Source organism: Amycolatopsis sp. lyj-90 (genome assembly GCF_046549035.1).
GTDB lineage: Bacteria > Actinomycetota > Actinomycetes > Mycobacteriales > Pseudonocardiaceae > Amycolatopsis.
In genome coordinates this window covers 249,783-266,016 of sequence record NZ_JAJPWP010000007.1, presented here as the reverse complement: position 1 = coordinate 266,016, position 16,234 = coordinate 249,783, and the positions used below count along the sequence as shown (strand labels likewise).

Genomic DNA, 16,234 nt, shown 5'->3' with positions numbered 1-16,234 from the left:
CAACCGTGAGTCGCAGGCACAGACCAGATAGTGGGAGCCGTATCGTGACCAAGCCGAACAAGCCCGTCGTCCTCATCGCCGAGAAGCTCGCGCCTTCCGTGTTGAGCGTGTTCTCCGACGAGGTCGAGGTCCAGCATGTGGACGGCACGGACCGTCCCGCGCTGCTCGAAGCCGTGAAGACGGCGGACGCGCTGCTCGTGCGGTCCGCGACCAAGGTCGACGCCGAGGTCCTCGCCGCCACCACCTCGCTCAAGGTGGTCGCCCGCGCCGGCGTCGGGCTGGACAACGTCGAGGTCCCCGCCGCCACCGAACGCGGTGTGCTGGTGGTCAACGCGCCGACGTCGAACATCGTCTCCGCCGCCGAGCACGCCGTCGCGCTGCTGCTCGCGGTCGCCCGCCGGGTCCCGGCCGCGGACCAGAGCCTCCAGGGCGGCGCGTGGAAGCGCAGCAGCTACTCGGGCATCGAGATCCAGGGCAAGACCGTCGGCGTGGTCGGCCTCGGCAAGATCGGCCAGCTGTTCGCGCAGCGCCTCGCCGCGTTCGACACCAAGCTCATCGCCTACGACCCCTACGTCTCGGCCGCCCGCGCCGCGCAGCTCGGCATCGAGCTGGTCACGCTGGACGAGCTGCTCGAGCGCGCCGACGCGATCTCCATCCACCTGCCGAAGACCCCGGAGACCAAGGGCCTGATCGGCGCCGAGGCGCTCAAGAAGGTCAAGCAGGGCGTCATCATCGTCAACGCCGCGCGTGGCGGCCTCATCGACGAGCAGGCACTGGCGGACGCGGTGAGGTCCGGTCACGTCGGCGGCGCCGGGATCGACGTGTTCGTCACCGAGCCCACCACCGAGAGCCCGCTGTTCGGCCTGCCGAACGTCGTCGTCACGCCGCACCTCGGCGCGTCGACCGCCGAGGCGCAGGACCGCGCGGGTACCGACGTCGCGAAGTCCGTGCTGCTCGCGCTGCGCGGCGACTTCGTGCCGGACGCGGTGAACGTCGCGGGCGGCGGCACCGTCGGCGAGCACGTGCGGCCGTACCTCTCGCTCACCCAGAAGCTCGGCACCGTGCTGACCGCGCTCAACCCGAAGGCGCCGACCTCGGTCACCGTCGTGGTCAAGGGCGAACTGTCCAACGAGGACGTCAGCGTGCTGCCGCTCGCGGCCGAGCGCGGCGTGTTCGCCGGCGTCGTCGAGGACCAGGTCACCTTCGTGAACGCGCCGCGCGTGGCGGAGGAGCTGGGGGTCCAGGTCGACCTGGTCACCGAGCCCGAGAGCCCCAAGTTCCGCAGCCTGGTCACCGTCCGCGCGGTCTACGACGACGGCGCGACCCTTTCGGTGTCCGGTTCGGTCACCGGCAAGGACGACGTGGAGAAGCTGGTCGAGGTCAACGGCCGTCACTTCGACCTGCGTGCCGAGGGCAACGTGCTGCTGCTCGAGTACCCCGACCGCCCGGGCATCATGGGCCGCGTCGGCACGCTGCTCGGCGAGGCGGGCATCAACATCGAGGCCGCGCAGATCAGCCAGACCACCGACGGCGCGGACGCGGTGATGCTGCTGCGGGTGGACCGCTCGGTGGACTCGCACCTGCTGGAGCCGATCGGCGCCACCGTCGGTGCCCACACGATCCGTGCGGTCAACTTCGGCTGACCTGGAAAGCCCGACAAACGAAAGCCGCGTCTCCGGACGCGGCTTTCGTTATATGGCAACACGTTACCGGCGTTACAAGAATTCTTTTCGCCAGTAGTCACAGCGTTGCGAAGAGCAAGATTCAATAACGGTGAAAAATGCCTACTGAAGTCGTGCTGGTCCCCGGATAGGTTCTTCCGGCGAGGCCGAACCATCGCGCCGTCAAGGGCACGGCGCGGCGCCGGGGCTCACCGTCGGGGGTGTGTTCGAGCGGCAGGCAGGTTCCGAGTCTAGGCCTCGAGTGAGGGCACTTACTCATGAACAGATCCCGCGTACCCCGGTGGGCCATCCGCTCATCGGCCGCGGTCTTCGCCGCGTTGCTCGCGACGTCCGTGACCGGGGCGACCGCAGCAGCACAGGATGTCCCCCTCGCGGACGGCGTCACGCCGGCGAAGATCGACCGTAACGGATTCCAGGGGAAGGTCGAGCCGAAGCTCAAGGCCGCCCAAGGGCAGATCACCGCCTTCGTCGAGCTGGCCAAGCAGCCCGCCGTCGACGCCTTCAACGCCGAGCAGAACAAGGGTGCCGGCAAGGAGAAGGCCAAGAAGGCGGCGAAGAACGCCAAGGCCGACGCCGCCGCGACGGTGAACTCCGTCGTCGGGCAGCTCAAGGCCGCCGACGCCGGGACCCAGCTGGTCACCCAGACCTCCAACGCGGTCGCCGGCGCGGTCGTCACGGCCGACGCGGCGAAGATCCGCGAGCTGGCGAAGCGGCCGGACGTCGTCTCGGTCAAGAAGGTCGTGCCGAAGACCCGCACCAACTCCAGCGCGGTCCAGCTCACCAACACGCTCGCCTCGTGGCAGCAGACCGGCCGCTACGGCGACGGCATCCGCGTCGGCGTGATCGACGACGGCATCGACTACACCCACGCCGACTTCGGCGGTCCGGGTACGGCCGCGGCCTACAACGCGATCAACCGCGACCAGGCCACCCCGGCCTTCCCGACCGACAAGGTCGTCGGCGGTATCGACCTGGTCGGCGACGCCTACGACTCGGGCAGCAGCGACCCGGCCCTCAAGACCCCGAAGCCGGACCCCAACCCGCTCTCCTGCGGCCACCACGGCACGCACGTCGCGGGCACGGTCGCCGGCTTCGGTGTGGACGAAGCGGGCAAGACCTTCACCGGCGACTACAAGAAGCTGAACAAGAAGAAGCTCGACGCGATGCAGATCGGCCCGGGCACCGCGCCCAAGGCCCTGCTGTACGCGATCAAGGTCTTCGGCTGCGACGGCTCGACCAACGTCACCTCGCAGGCGCTCGACTGGTCGCTCGACCCGGACGGTGACGGCGACTTCACCGACCACCTCGACGTCGTCAACCTTTCGCTGGGCGGCGACTTCGCCACCCCGGACGACCCGGACTCGCTGTTCGTGCGCAAGATCGCCGCGAACAACGTCGTCCCGGTGTTCTCCGCGGGCAACGGCGGCGACCTCAACGACGTCGGCGGCGCGCCGGGCAACACGCCCGAGGCGCTGACCGTCGCCAGCAGCCGCGACGCGTCCGTCCTGCGTGACGCCGTCGAGGCCGTGGCCCCCGCCGGGGTCAAGGGCGCGAAGACCGGGCAGTTCAGCCAGAACTACGCGACCTACGACACGCTCGACGTCACCGCGCCGGTGGTCAAGCTGTCCGCCGCCAACGCGGCCGGGTGCAACCCGTACTCCGCCGCCGACAAGGCGGCCGCCGCGGGCAAGATCGTCTGGCTCGAATGGGACGACAACGACGCGACCCGCGCCTGCGGTTCGGGTGTCCGTTCGAACAACGCTCAGGCCGCCGGTGCCAAGGGCGCGCTGTTCTCCTCCACGCTGGAGCACTTCTCGGCCGGGATCGCGGGCAACGCTGCCACCCCGACGTTCCAGCTCACCGGCGGCGCGACCGCTTCGCTGCGCCCGGCTCTCAACGCCGGCACGCTGCAGGTCCGCATGACCGGCAAGGGCCGCGTGTCCGTGCCGACCACCGATCAGTCCATTGTGGACACCCCGAGCTCGTTCACCTCGCGTGGCGGGCGCGGACCGGCCGTCAAGCCGGACGTCGCGGCACCGGGTGACTCGATCTCGTCCGCGCTGAGCGGAAGCGGAGCGGGCCGCCTGGTCATCTCCGGGACGTCGATGGCGGCCCCGCACACCTCGGGTATCACCGCCCTGATCCGTCAGGCGCACCCCGACTGGTCGGTCGAGGAGGTCAAGGCCTCGGTCATCAACACCGCCGGTCACGACATCCACGACGCTTCGGGCCGCACCTACGGTCCGCAGCGTGTCGGCAGCGGCCGGATCGACGCCAAGGCCGCGCTGGACAACCAGGTCCTGGCCTACGTCGTCGACAACCCCGGTTCCGTCACGGTCAACTTCGGCGTCGTCGAAGCGGGCGGCCCGGTCACCCTGACCAAGACGGTCAAGGTGGTCAACAAGGGCATCAAGCCGGTCGAGTACTCGGTGGGCTACGAAGCCGTGAACGCGCTCCCCGGTGTCGAGTACACAGTGGACAAGCCGACCTTGAAGCTGAGCCCGCGCGGCGTCGCGCTGGTCAAGGTCACCCTGAAGATCGCCGACCCCAAGGCGCTCCGCAAGGTCATCGACCCGACCATGGCGACCACGCAGGTCGGCCTCGCCCGGCAGTTCGTGGCGGACGCCTCCGGCCGGATCGCGTTCACCCCGAAGAGCGGCACGACCGTTCCGCTGCGGCTCTCGGTGTACTCCGCGCCGAAGCCCGTCTCGTCCATCAACACCCCGGGCGCGGTGACCTTCGGCAACGGCCAGAACCAGGCCGTGCTGAACCTGACCGGCAAGGGCGTGGACCAGGGCAACGGTTCGCAGCGGTACCGCTCGCTGATCAGCGTGCTCGAACTGCAGGCGGAATCCCCGCAGCTGCCCGAGTGCGACGGCGACGTCACCACCGACTGCACGCTGAACCAGACCGCCAAGGGTGGTGACCTGCGCTACGTCGGCGCGGCGTCCACGGCCCCGCTGGCCAAGGCTCAGGGCGAGCCGGAGAACGCGTTGCTGGCCTTCGGTCTCACCACCTGGAGCGACCTGGCCAACCTGGGCAGCAACACCTCGCCGTTCGTGGACATCGACACCACGGGCGACGGGCAGCCGGACTTCGAGACCTATGTCACCAAGGTGACCGCGACCGACGTCCTGGTCGCCGTCACGGTGGCGCTGAAGCCGGGCTTCCCGCAGGTGGACATCCAGCCGGTCAACGGCCAGCTCGGCGACGTCGACACGAACGTGTACGACACCAACGTCGTCGTGCTGCCGGTGAGCATCGCCGCGATGGGCATCGACCCGAACGCCGCGTCGCACAAGATCAGCTACACGGTCGGGACCTCCGGGTTCTACGCGGCGCCGGGTGCGGACTCGTCGACGATCGACTACGTCGGCACGCCGCTTTCGTTCGACGCCTTGGCTCCCGCGTACACGGTCCAGGGCGGCGGCGACTCCGCGCTGGGCTACGTCGCGAAGCCGGGCACGGCGCTGGTGGTCAACCGCAACACGGCCGCGCAGGACACCGTCCTGGGCCTGCTGGCGATCGAGCACCACAACGCCTCGGGCAACCGGGCGACCGTGGTGAAGATCCAGGCGAACGCCGGAAACGGCAACGCGGGCGCCGACCGGCCGGCCAACGGCGGACGGCACACCGGACGTCAGCCGATCGGTGTCGGCTGACGCGGTAGTGCGGTAACCCGCGTTCGATGAGGTGAGGGACGCCCTGGCGGCATGCTTTCCGCCAGGGCGTCCCTTCTTGTATTCACTCTTTCGGCTGTCTCGCTCTGTGGGAGATTCCGGCATAAGGGTGGTGCGGCTACGGCTACCGGGCTACGGCCGGTAACCTTCCGCTGCTGGCGTTTTCTTGCGGATGGGCCATCCGGACTGCCGGTGGCCTGGTCTACGGAGGTGTGTGGATGCGGCTCGCGGTGATCCCAGGAGACGGGATCGGGCCCGAAGTGGTCGCCGAGGCGCTCAAGGTGCTCGGTGAGGTCGTACCTACGGCGGAGATCACGAACTACGACCTCGGCGCCGCCCGGTGGCACTCCACCGGTGAGCTGCTCCCGGAGTCCGTGCTCGGCGAACTCCGTCAGCACGATGCGATCCTGCTGGGCGCGGTGGGCGACCCGACGGTGCCGAGCGGCATTCTGGAGCGTGGTCTGCTGCTGCGGCTCCGTTTCGAGCTCGACCACCACGTGAACTTGAGGCCCGCCCGGTTGTACCCGGGAGTGCGCGGCCCGCTCGCGGAGTCGGGCGAGATCGACATGGTCGTCGTGCGTGAGGGCACGGAAGGTCCCTACGCCGGCAACGGTGGCTTGCTGCGCAAGGACACCGAGAACGAGATCGCGACGGAGGTCAGCGTCAACACGGCGTTCGGCGTCCGGCGCGTGGTGACCGACGCGTTCAACCGCGCCGAGGCGCGGCCCCGCAAGCACCTGACGCTCCTGCACAAGACGAACGTGCTGGAGTACGCGGGCTCGCTGTGGTCGCGGATCGTCGAAGAGGTCTCGCTGGAGCACCCGGAGGTGACGGTCGCCTACTCCCATGTGGACGCCGCGACCATCCACCTGGTGACCGATCCGTCCCGGTTCGACGTCGTGGTGACGGACAACCTGTTCGGCGACATCATCACCGACCTCGCGGCGGCGGTGACCGGTGGCATCGGGCTGGCGGCGAGCGGGAACCTCGACATCACGCGGCGGAACCCGAGCATGTTCGAGCCGGTGCACGGCAGCGCGCCGGACATCGCGGGCCAGGGTCTCGCCGACCCGACCGCCGCGGTGCTGTCGGTCTCGCTGCTGCTGGACCACTTGGGACAGAAGGAAGCGGCGCGGCGGATCGAGGCCTCGGTGGCCTTCGACCTCGCGACCCGCGATCAGGCGTCGCCCGGTGCGACGCACGCGATCGGTGACCGGCTGGCGGCGCTCGTTTCGTCGAACGTGCGCCCGGTCACTCAGTAGGTCCCTTCAGCACGCTAGGAAAGGCCCGTTCCTTGCAAATTTTGCAAGGAACGGGCCTTTCCTGTCAGCCGGGGGGCGCGCCGTGCCTCGTCCCGAAAGGTGGGAAGTGTCGCCCGGCCTGTGGACGCCCGGCGGAGCGTGTGCCATGATGCGTCCGTGACCTCCTGCACCATCATTATCGCCGAGCGCGCCGGATAACAGCTCCACAAGAGCCCCCGGCGCGCAACCTCTCGCACCCATGCGGGAGGTTTTTTTGTTGCCTGAACCAGCTTTGCCACCACCACGAGGAGTCCCCCGTGACCCGCACGGAGCCCGCCGACACACCGCTCGGCGACGCATTCCACCTCTACGACACGACGTTGCGCGACGGCGCGCAGCGCGAGGGGATCTCCTACTCCGTCACGGACAAGCTGGCGGTGGCGAGGCTGCTCGACGATCTCGGGGTCGGCTTCATCGAAGGCGGATGGCCGGGCGCGCTGCCCAAGGACACGGAATTCTTCGCCCGCGCCGCGTCCGGCGAACTGAAACTGCGGCACGCCGCGCTCGTCGCGTTCGGCGCGACGCGGAAGGCGGGCACTAAGGCGGACCAGGACAAGCAGGTGCGGGCCCTGCTCGACTCGCAGGCGCCGGTGATCACGCTGGTGGCCAAATCGGACCTCCGTCACATCGAGCGCGCGCTGCGGGTCGACGTCGGCGAAGCGTGCGCGATGGTGCGGGACACCGTCGCCTTCCTCGTCGGCGAAGGACGTCGCGTCTTCCTTGACGCGGAACACTTTTTCGACGGCTACGCGTTCTCCCCGGACACCGCCTTGAAGGTGCTCGACGCGGGGGTGAACGCGGGTGCCGACGTCGCCGTGCTGTGCGACACCAACGGCGGCCAGTTGCCGCTCGGCCTCGCGGAAACCGTCCGCGAGGTCAAGGAAAGGACCGGATTCCGGCTCGGAATCCATTGCCAGGACGACACTTCCTGCGCGGTGGCGAATTCCGTCGCCGCCGTGCAGGCCGGCGTGACGCACGTCCAGTGCACCGCCAATGGGTACGGCGAACGGGCGGGTAACGCCGATCTGTTCGCCGTCACGGGAAATCTGGTGACCAAGCTCGGTATGGAGGTGCTCCCGACCGGAGGCGCCGCCGAGCTCACCCGGGTCTCCCATGCTCTTGCCGAAATCGCCAACCTCGCCCCCTACACCCACCAGGCTTACGTAGGGGCGTCGGCTTTCGCTCACAAGGCGGGACTGCACGCGAGCGCGATCAAGGTGGATCCGTTGCTGTACAACCACATCGATCCAGCTTCTGTCGGCAATGACATGCGGGTACTGGTCACCGAGATGGCCGGCAGGGCCAGCCTGGAGCTCAAGGGACGTGAGCTCGGGGTCGACCTTGCCGGCCAGCCCGAGGCGCTGACGAGCGCCGTACGCAAGGTGAAGCAACTCGAATCCGAAGGCTGGTCCTTCGAGGCCGCGGACGCTTCACTGGAACTGCTGCTGCGGCGGGAGGTCGACGGCCCGCAAAGCGACGTCCTCGACGAACCGCCGTTCGAACTCGAGTCGTACCGGGTCGTCCTGGACCACCGCTCCGACGGCCAGGTCGTCTCCGAGGCGACGGTGAAGGTGCACGTCGCCGGGCAGCGCGTGATCGCCACCGCCGAAGGCAACGGCCCCGTGCACGCGCTCGACGCCGCCCTGCGCGAGGCGCTCAGCCCGCACCTGTCCTGGTTGGACAGTGTGGAGCTGGCCGACTACAAGGTGCGCATCCTGCCCGGCCACCCGGGCACCGACGCCGTCACGCGCGTGCTCGTCGAGACCAGCGACGGCGAGCGGGAATGGACGACCGTCGGCGTGCACGGCAACATCGTCGAAGCGAGCTGGCTCGCGCTGTGCGACGCGCTCGTGCACAAGTCCCTGACCGAAGCCTCGGGTTGAGGAGTCGTACAGTGGGGGAGTGCGTCTAGCCCGAATTGCTCATCCCGGTGGTGTCGCGTTCGCTTCGATCGAAGGGGACGGCGACGACGCCCAGGTACTGGAAATCGCCGAGCACCCCTTCGGCAACAACCCCAACTTCACCGGCAAGCGCTGGCCGCTCGCCGACGTCCGGCTGCTCGCGCCGATCCTGCCGTCGAAGGTGATCGCGGTCGGCCGGAACTACGCCAAGCACGCGGCCGAGTTCGGCAACGAGATCCCGGCGGACCCGATGCTGTTCATCAAGCCGTCGACCTCGGTGATCGGCCCCCACGCGCCCATCCGCCGTCCGCGCGGCGTCGGCCGGGTGGATTTCGAGGGTGAGCTGGCGATCGTCATCGGCCAGCCGGTCAAGAACGTGCCCGCCGCCCGTGCGGCGAGCGCGATCCTCGGCTACACCGTGGCGAACGACGTCAGCGCCCGCGACCTGCAGAAGTCCGACGGCCAGTGGGGCCGGGCGAAGGGTTTCGACACCTTCTGCCCGCTGGGTCCCTGGATCGAGACCTCGCTCGACGCGGCCGACCTCGCGCTCAGGTCCGAGGTGGACGGTGAGCTCAAGCAGGACGGCCGGACGTCGGACCTGGTGCACAAGATCCCCGAGCTGATCGAGTTCGTGTCCGGCGTGATGACCCTGCTGCCCGGCGACGTCATCCTGACCGGCACGCCCGAGGGCGTCGGCCCGATCGAGGACGGCCAGTCCGTTTCGATCACCATCGAAGGCATCGGCACCCTGACGAACCCGGTGCAGGACGTCTGAAGCGCGCTATGAAAGGCCCGTTACTTGCAAAATTTGCAAGTAACGGGCCTTTCATAGCATCCGGAGGCTAGCTCTCCGCAGGTTCCATCGCCCGCCGCGCGAACTGCGGAGCGTGCTCAGGCCGGAGGCCGAGGCCCAGCAGCCGCGCGGGGAAGTAGGAAAGCACCGGGAAGCGGCTGAACAGCTTCACCATCACCGCCGGCGGACCGTTGCGCTTGCCCTCCATCACCGGCCGCAGGATGTTCTTGTGCAACAGCCGTTGCAGCCCTTGCACCAGCATCGTCGGCGCGAGACGGCGCTTGCGGACCTTCGCCAGGTCCGCTTCCGTCGGCTTGCCGCGGCGCAGCGGCTCGGCGAGCAGGGTGGCGGCCGCGACCGCGTCCTGCACGGCGAGGTTGATGCCGACCCCGCCGACCGGTGACATCGCGTGTGCCGCGTCACCGATGCACAGCAGCCCGTCGAGGTGCCATTTCCGCAGCAGGTTGAGCTTGACGTCGAGGAACTTGACGTCGTCGGTCGTCTCCAGCTCGCCGACGCGGTCGGCGAATTCGGGGCAGACCTCGGCCACGTTCTCCCGGAACCATTCGATGCCCTTGGTCCGCAGGTCCTCGCCCTTCGGGCCGAGGTAGGCGACCTGGAAGTAGCCCTTCCGCGGCAACGGCACGGCGAACCGGCGATTCCGCATCTTCGGGGTCAGCCTGCCCTCGAGTTCGCCGTCCCGCCGCGAAATCCGGAACCACCACGCGTCGAACGGGGTGTCGTACTCCTTCGGGATCAGCCCGGCCTCCCGGCGGGCCAGCGACCAGCGGCCGTCGGCGGCGATCACCAGGTCGGCGCGCAGTTCGCCGGTCCGCCCCTCGGCGTCGCGGTAGCGAACCCCGTTCACGCGGCCCTGCTCCAGGATCAAGCCGGTCATCTCGGTGCTCTGCCGCAGCGTGAACGTGGGTTCCTTCGCGCCGGCGTCGGCGAGCAGGTCCAGGAAGTCCCACTGCGGGACCATCGCGATGAAGGGGTGCGCCACCTTCAGTCTGCTCAGGTCGGCCAGCCGCATCATCGTGCCGTCCTCGGCGGGGAATCCGGCGTAGGCGATCTCGCTGTGCGGCAGGCTGAGGAACTTCTCGCCGAGACCCAGTTCGTCGAGCAGCGTCAAAGTCGACGGGTGCACCGTGTCGCCGCGGAAATCCCGCAGGAAGTCCTTGTGCTTCTCCAGCACCGTGACCTCGACCCCGGCCCTGGCCAGCAGCAATCCGGCGACCATGCCCGCGGGGCCACCGCCGACGACCACGCAGTTCGTGCGTTCGTTCATCCGTCCCACCCCTTCGAAACTCTTATTCATCACCTGTTGAATAAACTCAGCATGCACCTGCCTGACCGGCGCGTCAAGCGCCATCCGGGCGGATGCGCCGTTCGGGCTATGGCGCGGGTCTCGCCGGTCCCCGGCTGTCAGTCCACATAGGACCAAACGTGCGCGGACAGTCCTGGAAGGACGGCGGTCGCGGACGCGCCCTTGTGGACTGTCCGCCATTCAGGCCGCAGGCGGATTTCGTTGTCATCACACGGTGTGCGTGCCGCGAATCGGACGTGGTGCCGGGTATCGACATTTCACTCGCCCGCCCGCGTTAGCCGTTGTCAGGTAACTAAAACACGACATCTCACCAACTGGGAGTAGAGGACCCGCGCCGGAACAGAGCAGCCTTAATCACCTCATCGGCAGAGTCGCGATCGCGCTGAGTGCCCTAGCCTCACTTGGTGGATTTCGCTCTCGTGCCCCGGACCTCGTCACGAACCACTCCGGCCGTTCCGGACGGAGTCCCTTGGGAGCCTCCGGAGTTGCGGTTGGTGTGCCTCGACATCGACGACACGTTGATCGACTGCACGGCGGCGATCCGGCTCGGCCTGCGCGCGCTCACTGGCCAGAACGACCTTTGGCCGCTGTGGGATCTCATCACCGAGGAGCACGTCGCGCTGGTGGTGGCGGGTGAAATCGATTACGGGACGATGCATCACAAGCGTACTGAATGCTTCCTCGCGGAGATCGGCATTCTGGCCGACGAAGACCAGGTCATCGGCTTTGAAAAGCGCCGTCGTGAAATCCTCACCCGTTCGTGGCAATTGTTTGAAGATGTCCTTCCATGCCTGGAATGGCTGCGTGCCGCCGGCGTGCTCATCGCGGCGGTCACGAACGCCTCCGGTGCGCATCAGCGCAAGAAGATCGCCGATCTCGGACTCGCCCGGTTCTTCGACCACGTGGCCATCGCGGGTGAACTCGGAGTAGCCAAACCGGACCCGGCGATGTTCCACTCGGTCTGCCTCGGCCTCGGCTGCGACCCGGCGCAGGCGGTCCACGTCGGCGACAAACTCGACACCGACGCCATCGGCGCACGCGACGCCGGCCTGGGCGCCGTCTGGCTCGACCGGGACGGCATCGCCGAGCGCGCCCCGGCGGGCGTGCACACCATCGCCGGCCTCGACGAGCTCCCTGAGCTGCTTGTTTCCGAGTTCGCGAAGCTCGGCGTCCCGGCTCAGCGCGCTACGGAGACCCCCGCTTTCACGGTGCGGAACAGCGTGCTCTAGTATTTCTTCTCGTGCGGCACCGAGCCGGTCAAGATCGGAACGGTACCTCACTGGGGTATGGTGTAATTGGCAGCACGACTGGTTCTGGTCCAGTTAGTCTAGGTTCGAGTCCTGGTACCCCAGCTGGAGAACTCTCCGGAGTGAAACACAGAGTGACCCCCCTGCGAAGGCGGGAAACCCGGTCTGGTAAGTTTCTCCACAGCAACACAGCAGGTGAACAACTGAAAACCTCCTTCTGAAGGAGGAAAGATCCTAGCCCCCGTCGTCTAGCGGCCTAGGACGCCGGCCTCTCACGCCGGTAGCGTGGGTTCGAATCCCATCGGGGGTACAAAAGTTTCACCCAAGAGCGTCGATCGAAATGATCGGCGCTTTTTGCTATTCCGGGAATCAGTATGGCGTCGGTGACTTTCCCGCTTCTGATGGCGGTTCAACCCCGATCGTCACGACGTCGCCGAGGCTCTGCTTCAGACACTCTTCGAGCTGAGCCACTTCGGCTTGAACAGTGTTCTCAGGGCTTTCGCGAAGGGGTCGTCGGGGCACCGTCTTGGGCGTTGGAGGCGCTGTCGTCCACAGTGGCCAGGTGGGCGTGTGGATCGGTGCCGCCGCGGTTGTTCTTCCGGGGCCAGCACAAGTAGTAGGCTGATCGCCCTCGGTGTCAGAAACCGTTGTCACGTAAGCAGAATAATGGTGATATTCGGGATGAAGGTGACGCTGAACGGGTCAGGTTGATCGCAGCCACGGAGTGAGTGCCACCTCGGTGGCGGTCCGCATGGCGGCTTGCAGCGTGGCAGGGTCGGCCTTGTCGGCCTTGTCGAGGAGGGCTTGGAGCGCGCCGCTGACGGCGCCGACGAACGCGCCCGTCAGTGCCGCCGCGCGTACCAGGTCCAGCTGGTCGGGGAAGGCCTCTGCCAGGTGCTTCGCGATCTCGCGTTGGGCGTCGAGCTGCAGCTGCAACGCGCGGCCGCGCACGGCGGGCACGGTCTGGATCAGCCGCAGCCGGAGCGCTGCCAATGGGCTGACCATCTCCTCGCTCGCGTCGTTGATCTCGCCGAGGGTACGCAGCAGCACGTCCGCCGGTCCCTCGTCCGGGCCGCGCGTCGCGATGGCCTCGATGGCCGCCCGCACGCGCTCGTCGGCGTCCGGGAACAGCAGTTCCTCCTTGCTGGCGAAGTAGCTGAAGAACGTCCGCGCGCCGATCTCCGCCGCCGCCGCGATGTCGGCGATCGTCGTCTCGTCGTAGCCCTGGCGCTCGAACAACTCCGTCGCCGCGTCGATCAGGGCCTGGCGCGTGCGGGCTCGCTTGCGGTCGCGAAGGGACATGGGCGGCAGCATACGCAGGTCGGCAGTCAGTGCAAATCTGCACTCATTGCAAACTTGCATTCACTGCGGTTACCGTTGTCGTCATGACGAAGAACGTGCTGATCTCCGGGGCGGGCGTGGCCGGTTCGACCCTCGCCTACTGGCTGGCCCGCAACGGTTTCCAGCCCACGGTCGTGGAGCGGTCGCAGGGCCTGCGCTCCAGTGGCAACCCCGTCGACATCCGCGGGCCCGCCCTGCCGGTCGTCGAGGCCATGGGCGTCGTGCCCCGGCTGCGGGACGCCGCCACGACGTCCAACCGGATCCGGTTACTGGGCGCAGACGGTCGCCAGGTCGCCACGGTGGCCATGCCCGCGGCCAAGGGCAACGAGATCGAGATCCCCCGGAACGACCTCGCCACCATCCTGTACGAGGCGGCCCGGGACGACGCCGAGTTCCTCTTCGACGACACGATCACCGCGCTGCGCCAGGACGAGCACGGTGTGGATGTCACGTTCGACCGTGCCCCGCCCTGCCGGTTCGACCTCGTGATCGGCGCGGACGGGCTGCACTCCACCGTGCGCCGCCTCGCCTTCGGCCCCGAGCGTGATTTCGTGCGGCTCACGGGCATCTACGTCGCCACGACACCGTTCAGCGAGCCGGTCGACCACCCCGAGGACGTGCTCATCCACAACACACCGGGCCGGCTGGTCGCCCTCCATCCGTCACGCGGCAAGGGCGGGGTCGCGTTCATCTTCCGCGCCGAGGTCGACCACTTCGACCACCGCGACATGGCGCAGCACAAGCGGATCGTCACGTCGGCGTACGCGGGCGTCGGGTGGCGGGTGCCGGAGCTGCTCGACCGGTTGCGGCACTCGGAAGACGTCTTCTTCGACGCGGTCAGCCTGGTCGACCTTCCGTCGTGGTCGAAGGGCCGCGTCGCGCTGGTCGGCGACGCCGCGTCGTGCGTGTCCCTGCTCGGTGACGGTTCCAGCCTCGCCATCGCCGGCGCACACACTCTGGCCACCGCGCTCGCCACGAACGGGGGCCTTGCCCGCTACGAGGCCGAGCACCGCGCCAGGGTGATGCCGAAGCAGCGCACCGTCAAGCTGGCCGCGGCGTTGCTCGTGCCGAAGACCAGGCTCGGCCTCGCGACACGGAACCTCGCGGCGCGCGTCAGGTCACCGCGATCATGGCTGCTTGAGTGACCTGAGCTTCGCGTCGTTCCTGTTCGGCCTGCTTCCGGCTACATGTGACGAAGTTAGCGTACGGGCGTTCGCTATTGATTTAGCGAACGCCCGTACGCTAACTTTCGGCGACCACCGCCGACAAGGAGTACGGGATGCGAACACGACGACTGGGCTGGGCCGGACTGGAGATCGAGGCGGACGGTGAGCGGCTGGTGATCGACTACGTACGGGACCTCTCGCCACTGTTCACCGGATGGCGGTCCGGTGACAGGCTGCCGGCACCGAGCGGGACGGCCGGCGCCGCGCTGGTCACCCACCTGCACCGGGACCACACCGACGCGGCCGCGCTCGCGGGCGTGCTGGCGCCGGGAGCGCCGGTGCTCCGGCCGGCGCCGGGCCACGGCGACGACGTGGACAACGTGACGACCCTGCAGGCCGAACGCGAGCTGGCCCTGCACCGACTGGCCGCCGAAGTCGTGGATCCCTGGTCCACTCGCGAAATCGGGCCGTTCCTCGTCACCGCGATCCCCGCCGTCGACGGACTGGGCGACCCGCAGCTGAACTGGGTGGTCCAAGCCGACGGGCAGCGGATCTTCCACGGCGGCGACACGATGTTCCACGGCTACTGGTGGCTCATCGCGCGCCGGTTCAGCCCGTTCGACGCCGTGTTCCTGCCCGCCAACGGCGCTGTGGTCGACGCGCCGCACCTGCGGCCGCCGAGTCCGCTGCCCGCCGCGCTGGACCCTCGGCAGGCCGCCGCGGCCGCGGAGATCCTCGACGCCCGGTACGCGGTACCCATGCACTACGAGCCCGGACAGCCGGACAAGATCGCGGGCTACGTCGAGGTCGCCGACCCGGAGAAGGAGTTCCGCGCGCACGCCGGACAGCGCGCGCACGTGCTGGCCGTCGGGGAGTGGCTGGACCTGGCCGCATGACCGCGACTCCGCGACGTGGCTCCGGCATGGACGCAGTCGGTTCGGGACAAGGGAAAGGACTCCGGGTGAGTACAGAGAACAGGGTCGTCGCGGTCACCGGCGGCGGTATGGGCATCGGCGCGGCGGTGGCCCGCCGCTACGCGGCCGAGGGCGCGAACGTGGTGGTCCTCGGACGGCGGCGCGAACCGCTGGAGAAGGTGGCGGAGGAAACCGGCGCGCACGTCATCGCGTGTGATGCCAGCGTCACTTCGGACGCGGAGAACGCGGTCGCGGAGATCGTCGGCCGGTTCGGGCGACTGGACGTCGTGGTCGCGAACGCCGGTGGGCACGGGCTGTCGTCGGTGACCGACACCGACGACGAGGAGTGGGAGTTGGCGTTGCGCTCGAACCTCTCGAGCGCGTTCGTGTTCTGCCGGGCCGCGCTACCCACGCTGGTGGAAGCCGGGGGACAGGTGGTGATCGTGTCCTCGTTGGCCGGTCTGTTCGCGGGTCCCGACGTCGCGGGGTACACCGTCGCGAAACACGCGCTGATCGGCCTCACCCGGTCGATCGCCCGCGACTACGGGCCCCGCGGTGTCCGCGCGAACGCGGTTTGCCCCGGTTGGGTCCGCACCCCGATGGCCGACGGCGCAATGGAACGGTTCGCCGAGTCGGCAGGGTTCGCCGGAGGGCGGGACGAGGGCTACCGTCGGGCGACCGCCGAGGTCCCGCTCCGACGCCCGGCCGAACCGGACGAGATCGCCTCCATCGTTCGGTTCCTCGGCTCGCCGGAATCGTCGTACATCACCGGCGCGGTACTGGTCGCAGACGGCGGCGCGCACGCGGTCGACCTGCCCACACTGGCCTTCGAACGCGTCGGCACGGACACCTGACGCCGGCCTCCCCAACGTAAACTCGCGA

11 protein-coding genes and 2 tRNA genes are annotated in these 16,234 nt (G+C 68.5%); 11 read left to right on the top strand and 2 right to left on the bottom strand.

The window, feature by feature from the left end; all coding sequences use genetic code 11:
- Nucleotides 1–44: 44 nt before the first annotated feature.
- The 5 genes from serA (at nt 45) to ACLJPX_RS27510 (ending at nt 9,339) form a co-directional block, all read left to right on the top strand.
- Nucleotides 45–1,643: a phosphoglycerate dehydrogenase gene (serA, locus tag ACLJPX_RS27530; protein ID WP_410602998.1), complete on the top strand. Its 1,599-nt coding sequence runs from the start codon at nt 45–47 to the stop codon at nt 1,641–1,643.
- A 296-nt stretch (nt 1,644–1,939) separates the two neighbouring features.
- On the top strand, nt 1,940–5,344 hold the full coding sequence (locus ACLJPX_RS27525) for a S8 family serine peptidase (protein ID WP_410602996.1): 3,405 nt from the start codon (nt 1,940–1,942) through the stop codon (nt 5,342–5,344).
- Between the two features lie 236 nt (nt 5,345–5,580).
- Nucleotides 5,581–6,624 carry a 3-isopropylmalate dehydrogenase gene (locus ACLJPX_RS27520; RefSeq protein WP_410602994.1) on the top strand — a complete coding sequence of 348 codons (1,044 nt, stop codon included), beginning with the start codon at nt 5,581–5,583 and terminating at the stop codon, nt 6,622–6,624.
- A gap of 296 nt (nt 6,625–6,920) precedes the next feature.
- Nucleotides 6,921–8,546, top strand: a complete 1,626-nt coding sequence (gene cimA / locus ACLJPX_RS27515) for a citramalate synthase (protein WP_410602992.1) — start codon at nt 6,921–6,923, stop codon at nt 8,544–8,546.
- A gap of 19 nt (nt 8,547–8,565) precedes the next feature.
- Nucleotides 8,566–9,339 (top strand): fumarylacetoacetate hydrolase family protein, encoded by a 774-nt coding sequence (locus tag ACLJPX_RS27510; RefSeq protein WP_101613441.1) that lies wholly within the window; start codon nt 8,566–8,568, stop codon nt 9,337–9,339.
- 67 nt (nt 9,340–9,406) lie between these two features.
- On the opposite strand, the gene ACLJPX_RS27505 is transcribed toward ACLJPX_RS27510, so the two are convergent.
- A complete protein-coding gene (locus ACLJPX_RS27505) occupies nt 9,407–10,645 on the bottom strand; it encodes an FAD-dependent oxidoreductase (RefSeq protein ID WP_410602989.1) in 1,239 nt (412 codons plus the stop codon).
- 533 nt (nt 10,646–11,178) lie between these two features.
- Here ACLJPX_RS27505 and ACLJPX_RS27500 point away from each other — a divergent pair.
- The 3 genes from ACLJPX_RS27500 (at nt 11,179) to ACLJPX_RS27490 (ending at nt 12,241) form a co-directional block, all read left to right on the top strand.
- A complete protein-coding gene (locus ACLJPX_RS27500) occupies nt 11,179–11,913 on the top strand; it encodes an HAD family hydrolase (RefSeq protein WP_410602987.1) in 735 nt (244 codons plus the stop codon).
- A gap of 51 nt (nt 11,914–11,964) precedes the next feature.
- A tRNA-Gln gene (locus ACLJPX_RS27495) sits at nt 11,965–12,036 on the top strand.
- 132 nt (nt 12,037–12,168) lie between these two features.
- Nucleotides 12,169–12,241, top strand: a tRNA-Glu gene (locus tag ACLJPX_RS27490).
- Between the two features lie 392 nt (nt 12,242–12,633).
- On the opposite strand, the gene ACLJPX_RS27485 is transcribed toward ACLJPX_RS27490, so the two are convergent.
- Nucleotides 12,634–13,233: a TetR/AcrR family transcriptional regulator gene (locus tag ACLJPX_RS27485; protein WP_410602985.1), complete on the bottom strand. Its 600-nt coding sequence runs from the start codon at nt 13,231–13,233 to the stop codon at nt 12,634–12,636.
- Nucleotides 13,234–13,316: 83 nt separating this feature from the next.
- Between ACLJPX_RS27485 and ACLJPX_RS27480 the strand changes: the two genes are divergently transcribed.
- From ACLJPX_RS27480 to ACLJPX_RS27470, 3 genes are all read left to right on the top strand, one after another.
- Nucleotides 13,317–14,417: an FAD-dependent monooxygenase gene (locus tag ACLJPX_RS27480; RefSeq protein WP_410602983.1), complete on the top strand. Its 1,101-nt coding sequence runs from the start codon at nt 13,317–13,319 to the stop codon at nt 14,415–14,417.
- 134 nt (nt 14,418–14,551) lie between these two features.
- Nucleotides 14,552–15,334, top strand: coding sequence for an MBL fold metallo-hydrolase (locus ACLJPX_RS27475; RefSeq protein WP_410602981.1), 783 nt, complete (start codon nt 14,552–14,554; stop codon nt 15,332–15,334).
- Between the two features lie 26 nt (nt 15,335–15,360).
- Complete coding sequence (locus ACLJPX_RS27470) at nt 15,361–16,206, top strand: SDR family NAD(P)-dependent oxidoreductase (RefSeq protein ID WP_410602979.1); 846 nt, start codon at nt 15,361–15,363, stop codon at nt 16,204–16,206.
- Nucleotides 16,207–16,234 lie beyond the last annotated feature (28 nt).

What these genes read in the sequence shown, in the direction of transcription:
- ACLJPX_RS27525 (WP_410602996.1), top strand. Translation starts at nt 1,940, where the DNA reads ATGAACAGATCCCGCGTACCCCGGTGGGCCATCCGCTCATCGGCCGCG.
- ACLJPX_RS27520 (WP_410602994.1), top strand. Translation starts at nt 5,581, where the DNA reads ATGCGGCTCGCGGTGATCCCAGGAGACGGGATCGGGCCCGAAGTGGTC.
- ACLJPX_RS27505 (WP_410602989.1), bottom strand. Translation starts at nt 10,645, where the DNA reads ATGAACGAACGCACGAACTGCGTGGTCGTCGGCGGTGGCCCCGCGGGC.
- ACLJPX_RS27485 (WP_410602985.1), bottom strand. Translation starts at nt 13,233, where the DNA reads ATGTCCCTTCGCGACCGCAAGCGAGCCCGCACGCGCCAGGCCCTGATC.
- ACLJPX_RS27480 (WP_410602983.1), top strand. Translation starts at nt 13,317, where the DNA reads ATGACGAAGAACGTGCTGATCTCCGGGGCGGGCGTGGCCGGTTCGACC.
- ACLJPX_RS27475 (WP_410602981.1), top strand. Translation starts at nt 14,552, where the DNA reads ATGCGAACACGACGACTGGGCTGGGCCGGACTGGAGATCGAGGCGGAC.
- ACLJPX_RS27470 (WP_410602979.1), top strand. Translation starts at nt 15,361, where the DNA reads ATGGACGCAGTCGGTTCGGGACAAGGGAAAGGACTCCGGGTGAGTACA.